The 17151-nt window shown below is 42.4% G+C and carries 13 protein-coding genes, 1 rRNA gene and 1 pseudogene; 2 read left to right on the top strand and 13 right to left on the bottom strand.

What is annotated here, in order from left to right; genetic code table 11:
- Nucleotides 1–148: 148 nt before the first annotated feature.
- The 4 genes from ACF8FD_RS05990 to ilvD (ACF8FD_RS05975) form a co-directional block, all read right to left on the bottom strand.
- Nucleotides 149–2254, bottom strand: coding sequence for a TonB-dependent siderophore receptor (locus ACF8FD_RS05990; RefSeq protein WP_130235512.1), 2106 nt, complete (start codon nt 2252–2254; stop codon nt 149–151).
- Between the two features lie 205 nt (nt 2255–2459).
- Complete coding sequence (locus ACF8FD_RS05985) at nt 2460–3758, bottom strand: hypothetical protein (protein WP_130235513.1); 1299 nt, start codon at nt 3756–3758, stop codon at nt 2460–2462.
- A gap of 71 nt (nt 3759–3829) precedes the next feature.
- On the bottom strand, nt 3830–5515 hold the full coding sequence (gene ilvD, locus ACF8FD_RS05980; protein WP_130235514.1) for a dihydroxy-acid dehydratase: 1686 nt from the start codon (nt 5513–5515) through the stop codon (nt 3830–3832).
- Between the two features lie 366 nt (nt 5516–5881).
- Nucleotides 5882–7711, bottom strand: a complete 1830-nt coding sequence (gene ilvD, locus ACF8FD_RS05975; RefSeq protein WP_130235515.1) for a dihydroxy-acid dehydratase — start codon at nt 7709–7711, stop codon at nt 5882–5884.
- 470 nt (nt 7712–8181) lie between these two features.
- Between ilvD (ACF8FD_RS05975) and fmt the strand changes: the two genes are divergently transcribed.
- Nucleotides 8182–9141 (top strand): methionyl-tRNA formyltransferase, encoded by a 960-nt coding sequence (gene fmt, locus ACF8FD_RS05970; protein ID WP_114392629.1) that lies wholly within the window; start codon nt 8182–8184, stop codon nt 9139–9141.
- Complete coding sequence (gene rsmB, locus ACF8FD_RS05965; protein ID WP_130235516.1) at nt 9141–10445, top strand: 16S rRNA (cytosine(967)-C(5))-methyltransferase RsmB; 1305 nt, start codon at nt 9141–9143, stop codon at nt 10443–10445. Before fmt ends, rsmB begins: the two co-directional genes overlap by 1 nt.
- Nucleotides 10446–10531: 86 nt before the next feature.
- Here rsmB and ACF8FD_RS05960 read toward each other — a convergent pair whose 3' ends face one another.
- From ACF8FD_RS05960 to rrf, 9 genes and pseudogenes are all read right to left on the bottom strand, one after another.
- On the bottom strand, nt 10532–10660 hold the full coding sequence (locus ACF8FD_RS05960; protein ID WP_017396977.1) for a hypothetical protein: 129 nt from the start codon (nt 10658–10660) through the stop codon (nt 10532–10534).
- 6 nt (nt 10661–10666) lie between these two features.
- Entirely contained in the window at nt 10667–11083 is a 417-nt protein-coding gene (locus ACF8FD_RS05955) for a hypothetical protein (RefSeq protein ID WP_205667433.1), read from the bottom strand.
- Nucleotides 11083–11265: pseudogene (locus ACF8FD_RS05950) on the bottom strand (hypothetical protein); the annotation flags it as partial. The gene ACF8FD_RS05955 and the pseudogene ACF8FD_RS05950, both read right to left, overlap by 1 nt.
- On the bottom strand, nt 11256–11642 hold the full coding sequence (locus tag ACF8FD_RS05945) for a hypothetical protein (RefSeq protein WP_130235405.1): 387 nt from the start codon (nt 11640–11642) through the stop codon (nt 11256–11258). The pseudogene ACF8FD_RS05950 and the gene ACF8FD_RS05945, both read right to left, overlap by 10 nt.
- A gap of 434 nt (nt 11643–12076) precedes the next feature.
- Nucleotides 12077–12220 carry a methionine/alanine import family NSS transporter small subunit gene (locus ACF8FD_RS05940; RefSeq protein ID WP_081313279.1) on the bottom strand — a complete coding sequence of 48 codons (144 nt, stop codon included), beginning with the start codon at nt 12218–12220 and terminating at the stop codon, nt 12077–12079.
- 10 nt (nt 12221–12230) lie between these two features.
- Nucleotides 12231–13709, bottom strand: a complete 1479-nt coding sequence (locus ACF8FD_RS05935) for a sodium-dependent transporter (protein WP_058870589.1) — start codon at nt 13707–13709, stop codon at nt 12231–12233.
- A gap of 965 nt (nt 13710–14674) precedes the next feature.
- A complete protein-coding gene (locus ACF8FD_RS05930; RefSeq protein ID WP_165382186.1) occupies nt 14675–15235 on the bottom strand; it encodes a DUF4256 domain-containing protein in 561 nt (186 codons plus the stop codon).
- Between the two features lie 161 nt (nt 15236–15396).
- The gene (locus ACF8FD_RS05925; RefSeq protein WP_325087752.1) at nt 15397–16722 is read right to left on the bottom strand and encodes an MFS transporter; all 1326 of its coding nucleotides are present in this window, start codon (nt 16720–16722) and stop codon (nt 15397–15399) included.
- A 264-nt stretch (nt 16723–16986) separates the two neighbouring features.
- Nucleotides 16987–17101, bottom strand: a 5S ribosomal RNA gene (rrf, locus tag ACF8FD_RS05920).
- Nucleotides 17102–17151 lie beyond the last annotated feature (50 nt).

Below are 17151 nucleotides of genomic sequence, written 5' to 3'. Positions count from 1 at the left end.
AAACACTTAGCGCCATGCTATAAAATTTAAATCTGGGCTCATATCACTGTTTTTAGAAGTAAGCCTCAACCAAAGATTGAGGCTTACTGGAAAGAATGGTCTGGACTCAACTGTTATTGAATCCAGATGTGATGCGCTGTAATTCTGCTTAGTATTTGAAATTTAGGCTGAAGCGGAAAGTACGTGGATCGCCCCAGCTCACCAATTGTGCATTTGGCGTGGTTCCGACTAAATACTCTTTATCAAACAGGTTTTTTACGCTGAATTTTGCGCCCCAATTTTTCGCCTCATAACCGGCACTGACGTCATACAGCGTATAGCTCGATAGTGGCACATAATCAGTCCCACGTTGTGCTGTACGCGCACCTTGATAATTCGCACTGGCACCAATATTCCAACCCAATTGCTCATCTGCAAAGAAGTATTGGGTTGATAAAGAGGCGGCATTTTTAGGCACATGGTTAATTCGCTTGCCAATATCGCTGCTGGTTTCACTTTCAGTAATTTTTGCAGTTGGAATATAACTATAGGTTGCGGTCAGGTTCCATTGATCCGTCAACGTAGCTGATAACTCTGTCTCAAAGCCTTTGGTCTTTTGCTCACCAATTTGTACGTGATGAGTATTTGTTGAATCTGGCTCTGTGACATTCTGACGAGTTAAATCATAATAAGCCACATAGCCTTGCAGTCTTTGATTCAGCCCTTGGAACTTCACACCAACTTCATATTGTTCCCCTTCTTCTGGGTCCAGCAGCGTACCATCTGCACCAGCATCACTCACAGGAAAGAAAGAGGTTGCATAACTCACGTAAGGGGCAAACATATCATTGATTTGATACATCAAGGACGCATTACCCGTAAAAGCATTATCTGAATTTTTGGTCGTTGTATTCGTTAAAATATTATCAATTTCAACTTGCGTCCAATCATGACGACCCGATAAGCCTAAGATCCAATGATCATCAATTTTTAAATTATTACGTAGATATACACCCATATATTGGGTATCTGTAATTTGATGCGTTTTAATTTTGGTCGCCTTTGCCATTGAAGTGTAAACAGGATTGTCCGCATTAAAATCCGTTGTTGCTGTATAACTTCTCCGTTCATAATCACTACGCTCATGCATCATGTCCAAACCCACCATCAAATCATATTGGGTTTTGCCCCAGTCGAAATGACGTGACACATTATTATCTAATGCAAAATTTACATCATCTTTAATCTGTCTTTCTACCGTCCGTTTGAAGGTTGGTAAAAAAGCGCCACTAGCTGCCAATACAGGATTATTATCTGCATCGGTTGTAGTGACTGCAAAATTTTGCTTAAAGCTCCAGCCATTATCAAAATAATGCGCATAGTTCGACCCTAAGCGCAAAACATCGACCGTATTGCTTAGATTCGGCGCGCCAAAAAATAAGGTCTGTGAATAGTTTTTATAAGCGCCATTACTATAGGGAATCCCCTGCTGGCGAATAAAATCCCGATGCTGATAGCTGGCAATCACAGACAGTTCGTCTTTTTCACCTAAGTCAAAATTATAAGATGGTGCAATATAATAATTTTTATAATAAACATAATCAGTTGGATCATCTTGGTCAGAGGCATGCCCCACCACACGAAACGCCCCTTTTTCGCTATCATTTGGTGCATAGTTGATATCAAATGTGCCATCCACAAAGGCATTGCTGCCATAGCTCACACTGCCCCGAGAAAAAGTTTCAACTTCAGGACGTTTGGTGGTTAAGTTAACTAAGCCGCCCGGCAAGGCAAAGCCAAAACCAGTCGATGTCGGCCCTTTCACCACTTCAATCGACTGTAAACCACTGATGTCTTCTGAACGTAGGGCATTATCAGAAGTTTGAATACGCAAGCCATCGACATAGGTCTGTGCGCTGGAAACCTGCCCACGAATAATAAAGTCATCCCAACCACGGCGACCATACTGTCCTGCGGTGACCCCCGCTACACCCTGCAAGGCTTCAGACAGTGTTTTCGCTTGTTTCTGTTCGAGTTGTTTTTCACTAATCACGCTGATCGATTGCGCAGTTTCAAACAGCGGTGCATCTGAACGCAAAACAGCTGATGCAGTTTTTGCTGCATATGCCGCTTTGTCATCTGCATCTTGGGCTTCAAATTGCAAAGTCGGTAAAACTTGGGATGATGCTGTTTCCAGTGTCTCGCCCTGAGCAAACGCTGCTGTAGTCATCATGGCCAGAATGGATAAGCTCAAAGAAGAAATATGAAAACGCATAACATCGATCAACAGACAGAAAGAATGCCAATTATAATCATTTTCATTTGGAAGCCTATTTATTAATAAAATTTAACAATGAATTTAATTGTTAAACCTCATTAACATTATTAATAAGCACTTTAATAACTCAGCCTAAAAACACCATCGGCTTTAGGTTTCATGTGTTATTGGACTGTTTTGATCAATAAGAGGTATACAAAACTCAGCCTTCGCTTTCATCCACAGGGTCGGTTTTATATTGATCTTCCAGCACATTACTGAAAATACTTTCAATCATCCAGACGCGATACAAACTATTAAAGACATAGCTCTGCCCATCCACACGCAGTTCAATCACGGGGAAATCAGGCTGGGACTTCATTTCACAGAGCATGTCATTTTCTTGAAGCTTGGCTTCCACATCTTCGGTGATCAATGCTGTGATTTCCAATTCTTGCATCAGTTGATCAAAATGCGATTTAAAGGATACATCTTTGCCTTGGGTCCAAACGGCTTTCAAAATCCGATACATGGCATCAATACGCTGCTCTTCAGGCACGCTATAAAATAACTGCGCCATCGCCAAAGTGGCTGCTTGCGTCGGACGGCAAAACGGTGTGAATTTGATTTCTGTCCGTTTGGATAAGCGCGTTGCCAAACTCCAATCAAACCCATCTCGACCGTGATAACTGAGCGGATAGACATTGAGCTGAATATTATAATAATCGGCCAGTTCTTCTTTAATATAGGCCAATAACAACCATGAAATTGGATCTTCCAGCGCAATGTATAGGTCTAACTCTGGATCGAGCGCCTGAATTTCATTTAATTCTTCAGCATCATTAATCAAATGCTCACGCCAATCAATATGATTGATCAAGAAAATTGGGTTATCGGTAAATAATTTTTGTTGTTTTAAACGGCGCGTTAAACGCAGCAGATCATCGACGGCATGATACTGACGGTCACCGAGCTGGAAGTAACTGGCCAGTACCGCATCATCATTAAAAATACGTTCTGGAAAGTTTTGCTCTTGATGATGACGGCTGGCCATCGCATATAAGGTGCGCAGCTTACCTTCTTGTTTTTGCCACAGCATGTGAAACACATCTTCAAGCAAATACAAAAAGTCCTGCCCACGCAGCGGCGTATGCCGCAAGATGGTTTCTGCTTGGCTCAATGCCTCTGGACTGGGTTGTTCTGGCGTTTCGTGAAAGCTAAAACGGTGCTGACGCGACAGAATTTTGGCATCATTTAAACAATAAGTTTGCCATTCCAAAGCCGACATTTGGTTCGGAGGTTCAGCAGCCTGACTGGAAATGACCACCTTCAATGGCTTCAGTTCATCCGCTAAAATTTCTTCAATTTGTGGTAACTGCTGAACCGCTAAATAGCTATATACATCGTCGAGGCGTAAATGAATACTCAAGCCTTGTTCTGTAGATACGACCGTTTGACGAATCGGTTTTTGATAAAACCAACGCGATCGAATCGGATCGAACCATCGACGCAACAGTGACATGAGCAAAGCCTCTAAATTAAACCCTTGAAAGTACTACAAGGGTTTATATCAATTCACAGCAAAATGATCAATTAGACATCTAAATTTAGATCAGTTACCGCGCCTTTTTCCGCACCAGTGGTCAGTTTTGCAAACTTGGCCAAAGCCCCATAACGATAATTCGGCTGTGGTTTCACCCACGCGGCTTGACGCGCTGCGGCCTCTTCTGCCGAAATATGCCACGTCATTTCGCGGGTTTCTGCATTGATTGAGATTTTATCGCCATTTTGCACTAAACCAATTGGCCCACCTTCATAGGCTTCTGGGGTCACGTGACCAATGACAAAACCATGACTGCCACCAGAGAAACGACCATCGGTGATCAGCGCCACAGATTTACCGAGTCCTTTACCAATTATCGCTGAGGTCGGTTTCAGCATTTCAGGCATGCCCGGTCCACCTTTAGGCCCTTCACCACGAATCACCACCACTTCACCCGCTTGAACTTCGCCATCTAAAATGCCACGCATCGCGCCGATTTCACCTTCAAAGACACGTGCGGGCCCTTCAAAGTACAGGCCTTCTTTGCCGGTAATTTTAGCCACAGCACCTGTTGGAGAAAGATTACCCTTGAGCACCACTAAGTGAGAGTCTTTTTTAATTGGCGCGTCGAACGGTAAAATAATCTGCTGACCTTCTGGATAGTCTTCAACTTCAGCCAAATTTTCCGCCAAGGTCTTTCCAGTGACCGTTAAACATGAACCATCGAGCATGCCAGCATCAAGCATTCGCTTCATCAGCGGTTGAATGCCCCCAATCGCGATCAGCTCAGACATCAAATATTTGCCAGATGGACGCACATCGGCCACTACGGGAATATCTTGCCCGATACGGACGAAATCATCCAAACTCAGCTCAACCCCAGCAGTATGTGCCATTGCCAGTAAGTGCAGCACACCATTGGTCGAACCACCCAAGGCAATCAGCACTTTAATTGAGTTTTCAAATGCAGCTTTGGTCATAATATCGCGTGGTTTCAGGTCTAAGCGCAGTAAATTCATCACCGCTTCACCTGCTTTTTGACAGTCGATCCGCTTGTCATCAGAAACCGCTTCTTGTGCAGAGGAGCCCGGCAAACTCATGCCCAAGGCTTCAATCGCAGAGGCCATCGAATTTGCAGTGTACATGCCACCACATGAACCCGGCCCCGGCAGTGCCACTTCTTCAATCTGTTTGACTTGAATGGCACTGATTTCACCTTTGGCGTGCTGACCCACAGCTTCAAAGACGGAAATCATGTCGGTATGTCCTGCGCCAGGCTTAATTGTACCGCCATAAACAAACAAACCTGGACGGTTTAAACGGGCTAAGCCCATGATGCAACCCGGCATATTTTTGTCACAACCACCGATCGCGATCACGCCATCATAGGCTTGGCATCCCACCACCGCTTCTATCGAATCCGCAATAATTTCACGGCTCAGCAATGAATACTTCATACCTTCGGTGCCGTTAGAAATACCATCTGAAATGGTGATGGTATTAAAAATAATGCCTTTACCACCAGCTTGATTGACCCCTTTTTCGGCCTCACGTGCCAGTTCATTGATATGCATATTACATGGCGTGACATTAGCCCAAGTAGACGCAATACCAACAAAGGGACGAGTAAAGTCTGAATCTTTAAAGCCTGTGGCACGCATCATGGAACGTGCAGGCGCATTTTCAATGCCTTCATAAACTGGGGCTGAATGTTCGCGGATATTGTCTTTACTCATTGTATTTGTCCTTAGCGATGGCTGCGTATTGCTCTACAGTCTTGGCAATTTTTTCTGTTTTTATTGTATAGAAAGCAGGCTAGACATGAAAGCGACTCGCTGGGTATTACATGAACCCATTTATTGTTTTTTCTACCAAATCAGATCACATGATGAAACAATATGGATGTCGCTGTTTCACTGTATGACAGGGATGCCATATCAGGGGAGCAAAGGCATTTTATTACTTTTGTGTCGTCAAAAGTAAAATCTCATCTACGCAATAACAGTACAAACCGTACTGTAAAATGTGACTGTGCTATTTTCATTAATCAATAAAAAAGCACCCCCAAAGGAGTGCTCTTTCTTATCCGTAAAACCTACCGATTAAATTTCACGTACTGCGCCTTTAGACGCACTGGTGGTATGCATTGCATAAGCCTTTAAGGCTTTAGACACTTTACGTGGACGCTGCTCAGCAGGTTGCCAGCCTTTGGCTTCTTGTGCTTCACGGCGCGCAGCCATGGTTGCTTCATCCACCGCTAAGTGAATACTACGGTTTGGAATATCGATTTCGATACGGTCGCCATCTTCCACCAAACCAATTGCACCGCCTTCAGCCGCTTCAGGAGACACGTGACCAATCGATAGACCTGATGAACCGCCCGAGAAACGACCATCGGTGAGTAAAGCACAGTCTTTACCAAGGCCTTTCGATTTTAAGTAACTGGTTGGATACAACATTTCTTGCATACCCGGACCACCACGCGGACCTTCGTAACGAATCACCACCACATCGCCAGCAATGATTTTGCCCCCTAGAATCGCTTCTACTGCAGCATCTTGGCTTTCAAACACACGGGCCGTGCCGTTGAATTTTAAGATGGAATCATCTACACCCGCTGTTTTCACAATACAGCCTTCAAGTGCAATGTTACCGTACAGGACAGCCAAACCACCATCTTGAGAGAAGGCATGCGCAGCATTACGAATCACGCCATTGTCACGGTCACCATCTAAACGAGAGTAGTAACGGTCTTGTGAAAATGCGGTTTGCGTCGGTACACCACCCGGTGCTGAACGGAAGAATTGGTAAACATCTTCATCTTCAGTACGGATGATATCCCATTTGTCCAAAGCATCTTTTAAGGTTTTTTCATGCACAGTCGGTACAGAAGTATCCAGCAAACCTGCACGGTCTAATTCACCCAAGATCGACATGATGCCACCTGCACGGTGTACGTCTTCCATGTGCACATCTTGTTTTGCAGGTGCAACTTTACACAGTACAGGCACTTTACGTGACAAACGGTCAATGTCGGTCATGGTAAAGTCAACTTCTGCTTCATGCGCCGCTGCCAACAAGTGTAGAACGGTATTGGTTGAACCGCCCATTGAAATATCAAGCGTCATGGCATTTTCAAAGGCTGCTTTGGTGGCAATTGAGCGTGGCAACAAACTGTAATCATTTTGTTCGTAATGACGTTTGGTAATTTCAACAATCAACTGACCAGCGCGCTCGAATAGTTTTTTACGATTCGCATGTGTCGCTAAAGTTGAACCATTGCCCGGAAGCGATAGTCCCAACGCTTCGGTTAAACAGTTCATTGAGTTTGCAGTGAACATGCCTGAACATGAACCACAGGTTGGACAAGCTGAACGTTCGTATTCAGCCACTTCTTCATCAGTGAAGCTGTCATCTGCTGCGACGATCATGGCATCAACAAGGTCAATCGCGTGTTCATTGCCACGGATTTTCACTTTACCCGCTTCCATCGGCCCACCAGAGACGAACACCACAGGAATGTTCAGACGCATAGATGCCATCAACATGCCCGGGGTAATTTTGTCACAGTTTGAAATACACACCATCGCATCAGCACAGTGTGCATTGACCATGTATTCCACCGAGTCCGCAATCAAGTCACGTGAAGGCAATGAATACAGCATGCCATCGTGGCCCATCGCAATACCATCATCAACGGCAATGGTATTAAACTCTTTAGCTACGCCACCTGCTTTCTCAATTTGGCGTGCTACAAGTTGACCTAAGTCTTTTAAATGAACGTGACCCGGTACAAATTGAGTGAATGAGTTGACTACCGCAATAATCGGCTTACCAAAGTCTTCATCTTTCATCCCCGTTGCGCGCCATAAGCCACGCGCACCCGCCATGTTTCTTCCGTGTGTTGATGTTTTTGAACGATAGTCAGGCATTGTACTTTTCCAACATAGTTGTGCTTGAGATGAATGTCCACATTCACTCTGGCTAAAATCTGAGTTCTGAGAGTGTCAAACTGTCAAAAATTTAAACATAACATATTCACATTCTGCGTAAATCTCGTTTTTAGGCATCTCGACCTAAATTATCGAAGGCAGTAAGTTTGCGTGCTACATTTTAACCGATGAGCTGACATTCAATTGCATATGGAAACTACTATAACCCGTTCAATCGCCTTGCAATACAAAACTTCTATGAATAATTTTTAAATTTTGCATGAGTTTTATTTATATGAAATACAGATTTTGAGCGATACGCTATCAAGGAGCCTTGCGCTATTTTTTGAATAAAACTCTCGTACATCATTCAGTTAGAACCGCTCTATCAGCTTTTTATGCAGGATAAATCTGTAGCTGCTCGAGTTTTGCTATAATTGTTTTAATCTTCTCCTTTTTCCGAGTATTTCTTGAAAATCATCTTTGCAGGCACGCCCGAATTTGCGGCTGTGGCATTAGACGCTCTCCTAAAAACAGAACACGAAATTGTAGCAGTCTATACACAACCTGACCGTAAAGCAGGTCGTGGGCAGAAACTTACCGCTTCAGCCGTGAAGCAGTTGGCTTTAGCGCATGATATTCCTGTGTATCAACCGCTACATTTTAAATCCTCAACTGAAGAAGGTTTAGCTGCTCAAACTGAGCTCAAAGCCTTAAATGCAGATGTGATGGTGGTGGCTGCTTATGGCCTTATTTTGCCACAAGTGGTTTTGGATACACCTAAATATGGCTGTTTGAACATTCACGGTTCACTGTTGCCACGCTGGCGAGGTGCAGCGCCTATTCAACGCGCAATTTCTACTGGAGATACCGAAACTGGGGTCACCATTATGAAAATGGCCGCAGGTTTGGATACGGGCGATATGATGTATAAAACCTACTGCCCGATTGAAGCTACAGATACCTCTGCAAGCTTGCATGACAAATTGGCACAACAAGGGGCCGAAGCGACGGTCAAAGTTTTAGCCTCTGAAAGCACATTGCAGCACTATTTAGACAACCGCGAAGTGCAAGATGAAGCTTTGACAGTCTATGCACACAAACTCTCTAAAGCTGAAGCGCAAATTGATTGGACTTCAACAGCGGTGCAAATCGACCGTAATATTCGTGCATTTAACCCATGGCCTGTCGCATTTATCGCACTTGATGAAAGCAATAATCTGCGCGTTTGGGGTTCGATGTTGTCCCAAGAAAATGCGCAAGCTCAAGCTGCAGGCACCATTTTAGCTATTGATAAACACGGTGTTCATGTCGCTTGTGGCGATGAACACGCGGTGTGTTTAAGCTCTCTGCAATGGCCGGGCGGTAAACCCCTAAATGCCGTACAAATTTTACAAACCCAAAAACTGAATATTGGACAAATTCTATAATGAAACAATCTCCCTACGCCTCAGGTAAGACTCTAAACTTACGTGCTCAGGTTGTTAAAACGTTATTGGCTGTCCAAAATGGTCAATCACTGGCATCGGTACTTCAGCAACACATGGCAATTGTGTCTGACAAAGACCGTGCCTTGTACCATGAGTTAGTTCTTGGCTGTTTACGCCAATGGCATGCGCTTAAACAAGTGACTTTACCGTTGTTGACTAAGCCACTGGAAAACCAAGTCGTTGAAACCTGTTTATATGTGGGTTTATACCAATTGCTGTGTACCCGCGTTGCAGCGCATGCCGCGATTTCTGAAACGGTAGAAGCAGCCAAACAATTGGGTATGGAAAGCTTAAGTGGTGTGGTGAATGCTATTTTGCGCCGTGCAACACGTGAAACGGAACAATTCTACGATGTTTTGGAACAAGCCTCGAATCTGCCAAGTTGGTTAGCAAAGCGTTTGAAAAAGGACTGGGGCGAGCAACTGGCTGAAATCAGCTATGAGCTGAAACAAGTTGCACCCTTAACCTTAAGAGTGAACACCTTACAAGTCAGCCGTGACGAATATCTTGAAATTTTAGAAGATGAAGGCATTGAAGCCCATGCCTGTGAACTTTCAAATGTCGGCATTGTGCTGGATGACAGTCTGCATATCCCAAGCCTACCAGGTTTTGAAGTAGGTGGTTTTTCAGTCCAAGATGAACATGCACAACTCTGTGCAACTTTGTTACCCGACTTGAATGGCAAATTTGTAATTGATGCCTGTGCAGCACCTGGCGGCAAGACAGCGCATATTTTAGAGATGTATCAGCCGAAAAAATTGATTGCACTCGACCAAGATGAAAAGCGCTTAAAACGTGTCTCGGAAAACTTAGAGCGTTTGGCTTTAAATGAAAAGTATGTCGACATTATCACTGCCGATGCGGTGAAGTGGACATCACCTGAACTTGCAGATTGTATCGTTCTCGATGCACCCTGTTCTGCCATTGGGGTAATCCGTCGCCATCCCGATATTCGTTTACTGCGTCAGTCGGGCGATATTGCTAAAACAGTACAGCTGCAAAAGCAAATTCTTGAAAATATGTGGCAACAACTCAAAGTCGGCGGCACATTGCTATACATCACCTGCTCGATTTTGAAAGCCGAAAATGAACAGCAAATGGTCGACTTCTTTGCTGAACATACGGATGCGAAAGAAATTAAAATTGATGCCGATTGGGGTGTTGAGCAGATTCATGGTCGCCAACTACTCCCACAAGTAGGGCGTGGCGATGGTTTTTATTATTGTCGCATTGAAAAGATTTAAAATTAAAAGGAGCTGAAAGGCTCCTTTTTTCATGTGTGTACTGATTGCAGTTACTGCAATTTTTCTAAAAAGCGAACTGCTTTAAGTTAAAGTGTGCCACGGTTTTCAGATAAATATGTGGCTTGATCCATCAACCGTTCTGCAGAAGCAAAAATCTCACGCGAATGATGCCAACCTAATTCACGGTACTCAGCAGCCGCCCAAACCAAATTCACTTCAGCCTATGCAAGTTCTTTATAAGCACACTGAAATCCAGTCTGTGTTTTTATGGTTGAGGCACGCGTCCATAAATCGCGGCGCATCAGTTGGGAAAACGGTAGCATTGGTGTTTCTATACTTAACGTTGCACGCTGATCTGCATATACAATGTCTAAGACCTGCTGATAGATCAGATCAATATTTTGACGCTTCGCTTTTTCACTATATTCATGGTCAGCATAACTCAGCCATGTTCGTGCTTTTTCTAACTGGTACTTGTCTCGTACGTCCATCGCTTGCTCAATTGCAGTGTGCAATTGCTCATGCACCTGCTGCTGCGAAACTGGATAATTTGAGCTGACAGGGACCTCTGCAGCATGCGCCACCACAGTACCCAAAGCTAGAAGCCACAACACATGTTTAGCATGGTGTTTCAACATTATTTAGGCTCCAAGGCTTTATTGACTGAAGGCTTATTTTTGTTAAATAAGTTTTCGTCAAATTTGAAGCGGAAACGGAAATATGCTCCATCCATCGTTGTATCACTATCAATCAGATCTTTATCTTGATAGCCCACAAAGTTATATCCACCTGAAACCCAAAGGTTCGACGCTAGTAGATGAGGTCTAAACTACTGAGCTGATTAAAAGACACATTGGTCGAGATACTGCCCACAAGCACAACTGCTAAAGATTGACCCGCATTGAGCTCAATTGATCCCACCAATAAGTCTTCGGTATTATCTGGTAAACCATTTTTATCGCGGTCTGCATAGACCTTCACATTACTTAAATCAAAATTATCAGTGCTACTTTGTACTAGACCCAATGTATATCGATCAGCAGTATTACCTATATTGGTTAACACATGTGGCAGATTTACCGCCCCACCAACCACACCATATTGGTTTTGATTTTGTACTAAAGTCAGTGAGTACATTTTTTGCACTTCCAATGCCACGGGATTGGAATTGACCAATAAAACATTCCCCCATCTCATCGGTATAGTCCCCAGATGCAACGTTAGAAATATAGCTTCCCGGTTGTGGAAATGCATGTGCTTCTAATGAAAAAAAATAAAAACGACAGAGCAGAAAATTTCTTTTTGTTAATTTTCATATGAATTAGCCAGCAAAAGTACAAACTGTGTCACAATTATATACTATTTTGTATCATAGTTGTTATTGTGATTGCATATTTATTAGATAAAATTTGTACAGCATACTTTTTGTGCTTTCTGGTCGTTTAAATTCTTATTTATTTCGAGCCAAATGGACGTGAACAATAAGCTCCAAATCAACTCATCAAAAAAAGCTTATCTAAGCTGCCAACTCACTTTACCTCCATAGAAAAAAATAACGCCCAATGAAGCTCATCGGGCGTTATTTTAAATAGGTAAATACCTATTTTCAGGGTTAAATTTTATATCAGGTATTACAACGTATGCTGGTCTTTCACTTCTTCAAGAACCTCATCAAGTTCTTCAGGGTTTTTCATCAAGTGGAGAATAGACAACACAAGTCCACCCCATAAAAACACCATTGAAATGATCATCATCACGATTGCCGAAGTATTCATTTATGCTCTCCTAGCGATCTTTCATTTTACTGAGTACGATTGCAACAACAGCACAGAAAATCACGCTGCCCCATCCGAATACACCCTGTAGACTCATACTATAACTATCATAACCATTTTTCAGTAAGTTAAATATGGTCATGCTCAAGGTCGTTAACAAAATCAATGAGGTAATGACAGTTAAAGTAAATGCCCAGCCTTTGCCCAATTGAACCGTTGAAATACGGTTCACGTGATCACGAAGCCCAATCAATGCAGAACGCTTAAACCATGCCACACTGATAATCGACAATAGTGCACCACCGATAATCCCGATGTTATTGATAAAGTGATCCACGATATCCACCAGTTTAATCGCATTCACACTTGAGAATAAGATCACTGAAACCAGTGCACTACCACCACCAATAATGGTAACTGCTTTCTTACGGCTCCATTTTAACTTATCCTGCATCGCTGCAATTGGCACTTCCAAGATACTCACCATGGAAGAAATACCGGCAACAAATAATGATGAGAAGAACAATAGACCGAATAAATCAGCACCTGCTCCAAGACTTGAAATGATTTTCGGGAAAGCAATAAATGCCAGACCGATACCACCACTCACTACATCTTGAACTTCTTTGCCTGCGGTATGCGCCATAAAGCCCAATGCAGCAAAGATACCAATACCCGCCAAAATTTCAGTTGAAGCATTGGCAAAACCAACGATCAGCCCCGAACCAGTCAAGTTGGTCTTTGGCTTTAGGTAAGATGCATAAGTCACCATGATCCCGAAACCCACGGAAAGCGAGAAGAAGGTATGACCGTACGCCGCCAACCACACTTTATAGTCCATCATCGCAGACCAGTTCGGTGTAAAGAATGCATTTAAGCCTTCTGCTGCACCGGGTAAACGAAGTGATTGCACTACTAAAATAGTGAATAAAACGAATAACAAAGGCATGAAAATCTTATTCGATAATTCAACACCTTTTTTAACCCCACCAAACAGAATAATTAAGGTCAGTGCCCAAATTCCCACGATTGGCCAAAATAAATGGCTCACAAACTGAAAATCAAAACCTGTTGCTTTCGACGTTTGTAAGTAGGTATTAAAGAAGAAACTTTCAGGGTCACTGCCCCAAGCCTGACCAATCGAGAAGTAAACATAGCTTCCCGCCCACGTCAGTACGCTGGCATAGTACAAACCAATGATGATACACACACAGACTTGCCACCAACCCAGCGTTTCACCGCCTTTAAACAAAGCCCGATAGGCTTTAGGTGGTGACCCCGAGCTACGGTGTCCCGTTGCATAATCTAAAAATAACAGAGGTAAACCAGCGGTAATTAACGCCAATAAATAAGGAATAAGAAAGGCGCCGCCACCATTTTCATAAGCAACATAAGGGAAACGCCAAATATTACCTAAACCTACAGCCGAACCTACAGCTGCAATAATAAAACCAGATCGTGATGTCCAGTTTTCACGAGTTCCTGACATAAAACACCTAAACCTAGGTCCCTTTTAATTGCTTTTTATTTGGTTATCTCGCAACAAAAAAGAACCATTTAATATTAATCTTGAGTGTTTGATTTAGCTTCGACCTTTTGGGTGCAAGGTTCTAAATGACAAACAGAGGAGTTTTCACAAAACCTTGGTTAAAGTGTGTCGATTAAACTTCCCTTTTATATGGTTCAACAATACTCACTTTTATAAAAATATTCTGTAATTTCTGCTTCAAATATTCCATTTTTATAATGTGTACTGATTCAACCGTTCAATTAATCAGCTTATTTATTGTGCAAAATTAGTTATAAATTAACAAACTTTTTGGAATGATTTATTACACCTATTTTCCTGCATAAAATTTGAAGATCCTGCGTCTATACTCAACCTACTGAAAAAATCAATGTAAATAACGCTAAAAGTATTAATCCCCCGCATAAAAAACATTACTTTTCACATTTTTATTCAAATATTCACCCCATCAGAGAACATTGGCCATATTTCTGATGAACATCATATGCATGAATACGGCTTTTTAATATTGTTCTGTATTTACAGCACAGTCGATTTACAACCGTGCTATACCAGTGATGCTCTATATTTAAAAAAGAAACCATCAAATCCAGTCATTGCGTAGAACATCATCCGTTTCACTAGATCAATCCAGCATTCATCAGCCTATTTAAACGATGCTGATTTAAAGTACTAAGCAAAAATTATATAAGCCATTTACTTTTGTCAGCTTAGGCTTACAAATAGCGTAGCTAAAATGCTGTATGAACAACAAGCACTGCCATGTATATTTAAATCATCAGGAAACAGGAAGTTTCCCAAACTTAAAACAACAATAATCAGTTTGAACATCAGGATGTGAGATATGACAGGAGTTGTATCTAAGTACTGAAATACAAAGAAACCTCGACAGGATGTCGGGGTTTCTTTTTATCTCTATTCCACAATTAAAGCTGAATATAAGTCCGAAAGCCTCGACTCGCATAGTATGAAGCAGCGCCATTATGATAGGTAAACGTACGACCATAGCGCTGATCACAAAAAATTGCCCCGCCTTGCTGGCGTAATTCGGCTGGAGTTTCAACCCAACTGGATGTTTTCAAGTCAAAATTAAAGATCTGCTGTAAAAGATAATATTGTTGTTCCGTCATTAAGCTTAAGCCATACGCCTGTATCCAATCGAGTACTGTATTTTGAGGCGGATGATCCTTGCGACTCAATAGTGCCTCTCGGTCATAACACATGCTCCGTCGCCCTTTCGGTGACTCAATTGAGCAATCAAAAAAATACACATCTTGTGTATTCGGTAAAGCCACGACATCGGGCTCACCACCACTTATTTCCATTTGTTGTAACGCATATAGTTTTTCAGGAGAGTGCAAAAGTTGTTCTCGGACAAATGCCCAACTAATTTGCATATGACGTTCAGTATGCTGTTGAAACCGTTGTTCTAAGGTATTGAATAAATGTTCACTTTGCTCAGGTTCGAGTTTTTTCTGCTGCTTAATCATTGTTATTGTACTGCCCTATTTAATGCTACCTTTAGCATAGCACTCTCCTTCAAACACGACCGAATATCACCCAACGGTACACCCATTTTGCAAAAATAAAGGCCCTCAAAATGAGAGCCTTTTATCTTTTTGGGATTTGATTAAGAAGATGCTTTGATTCAACTCGAACCTTTCACCTGAGTTTTAACTGCTTCTTCAGCACTATTTAAACGGATAAAAGAAACCGCTATCGCAGCAAGCACCGCAGGAATCGCCACAGCAATAAAATTCAACTTATGTGGTAATTCCATGCCCAACAATACACCAATGACAATTGGCCCCACGATTGCACCCACACGGCCAATCCCTGATGCCCAACCCAACCCGGTTGAACGAACAGCCAATGGATAATATTGCGCCACATAACTATATAGCAAAATACTACAACCAATCGAAGCCGCTCCTGCAAGTGCAACCAATAAATAAATTACAGGTTGTGGTGAATTAAAGCCTAAACCCACCAGTGCAAATGCCCCGACAGTCAACATGCTAATAATGACAGGTTTCAAGTGGAATCGATCCGCGAGCACACCACCACCAGCAGTGCCGATCACCGCGCCAATATTTAAAGAAAGGAGGAACATTAAACTGCTGCCCATCGAATAACCCGCAGCCATCATCAGTTTTGGTAACCAGCTTCCTAAGGCATAAACCATCAATAAGCACATGAAGAAGCAGCACCAAAATAAAACTGTACCCATACCACGGCCATTTTTAAACAAGGCAGCGACAGATGCATCAGGGACTTTAGCTTCATTCAGCACCAGAACAGTATCTGAAGTTACAATCTCTTCAGGTACCAGACGTTGAATAATGCTGCGTGCCTTTTCTGTTTGCTGGTCTTTCACTAAAAAGGTGACTGATTCAGGTAAAAATTTCCATAAAATCGGAATAAACAGTAATGGAATACCAGCAATGAAAAACATGATCTTCCAGCCAAATGTTGGCGTAAATGCAACACCTAGGAGGGCTGCCATAATCCCACCCATTGCATAGCCACTAAACATCGCAGTCACCAAAGTACTACGAAACTTCTGCGGCGCATATTCCGAAGTTAAAGCGACCAAGTTCGGTAATACACCACCAATTCCAAGACCCGCGATAAAGCGTAAAATACCAAATTCAGTCAGGTTTGAAGCAAAGCCACCCGCAAAAGTGAACCCACTGAATAACGTAACACAGATAATAATGACTTTTTTACGGCCAATTTTATCAGCCAGCATCCCAAATAGCATGGCACCAAACATCATGCCTGCTAAGGCAGTACTGGCTAGCATTCCCGCTTGAACAGCCGTCATGCCCCACTCTTTCATTAAAAGTGGTAAAGCCACACCGTTAATTGCTAAATCATAGCCATCAAACAAGACGACGAATAAGCACCACAAAACAACCGTTAAATGAAAAGGCTTAAACTTAGCCTGATCGATTACAGCATTTACATTCATTATTCAGTTTTTGTCTATAAATAAAACAATTGAAAGGGCTTTTTTTGGAAAAACTAGACCAAAGCTGTATAAAAATCACACAAAATAATTTGCATTTTTCGAATTCTTTGATGAATAATAGATATTTCACATAATTTTAATTTATATAAATGCATTTTTTTTATAATTTAGCGTGTATTCTCCGCTCTATTTTTTTTATTTTTAATCTTTTCAGCATAAAAAAATCCCCCTCTGCATTAAGCGGAGGGGGATTTAGAATTAATGAGCTGGCGATGACTTACTCTCACATGGATAACTCCACACTACCATCAGCGCTAAGAGGTTTCACTTCTGAGTTCGGGAAGGGATCAGGTGGTTCACTCTTGCTATTGTCGCCAGCACAACTGTTTATGACTATTCGTTGGGTCTAACCTCAGAGCAGTGCTCTTC

It is taken from the genome of Acinetobacter sp. TYF_19 (assembly GCF_043105125.1).
Classification (GTDB): Bacteria; Pseudomonadota; Gammaproteobacteria; order Pseudomonadales; family Moraxellaceae; genus Acinetobacter; species Acinetobacter johnsonii.
The sequence above is the reverse complement of the archived record's forward strand: the minus strand, read 5'-3'. Positions and strand labels throughout refer to the sequence as shown.

Excerpts from the sequence above, each read along its gene's own strand:
- ACF8FD_RS05990 (WP_130235512.1), bottom strand. The coding sequence starts at position 2,254 with ATGCGTTTTCATATTTCTTCTTTGAGCTTATCCATTCTGGCCATGATG.
- ACF8FD_RS05985 (WP_130235513.1), bottom strand. The coding sequence starts at position 3,758 with ATGTCACTGTTGCGTCGATGGTTCGATCCGATTCGATCGCGTTGGTTT.
- ilvD (WP_130235514.1), bottom strand. The coding sequence starts at position 5,515 with ATGAGTAAAGACAATATCCGCGAACATTCAGCCCCAGTTTATGAAGGC.
- ilvD (WP_130235515.1), bottom strand. The coding sequence starts at position 7,711 with ATGCCTGACTATCGTTCAAAAACATCAACACACGGAAGAAACATGGCG.
- rsmB (WP_130235516.1), top strand. The coding sequence starts at position 9,141 with ATGAAACAATCTCCCTACGCCTCAGGTAAGACTCTAAACTTACGTGCT.
- ACF8FD_RS05955 (WP_205667433.1), bottom strand. The coding sequence starts at position 11,083 with ATGTTGAAACACCATGCTAAACATGTGTTGTGGCTTCTAGCTTTGGGT.
- ACF8FD_RS05945 (WP_130235405.1), bottom strand. The coding sequence starts at position 11,642 with ATGAGATGGGGGAATGTTTTATTGGTCAATTCCAATCCCGTGGCATTG.
- ACF8FD_RS05940 (WP_081313279.1), bottom strand. The coding sequence starts at position 12,220 with ATGAATACTTCGGCAATCGTGATGATGATCATTTCAATGGTGTTTTTA.
- ACF8FD_RS05935 (WP_058870589.1), bottom strand. The coding sequence starts at position 13,709 with ATGTCAGGAACTCGTGAAAACTGGACATCACGATCTGGTTTTATTATT.
- ACF8FD_RS05925 (WP_325087752.1), bottom strand. The coding sequence starts at position 16,722 with ATGAATGTAAATGCTGTAATCGATCAGGCTAAGTTTAAGCCTTTTCAT.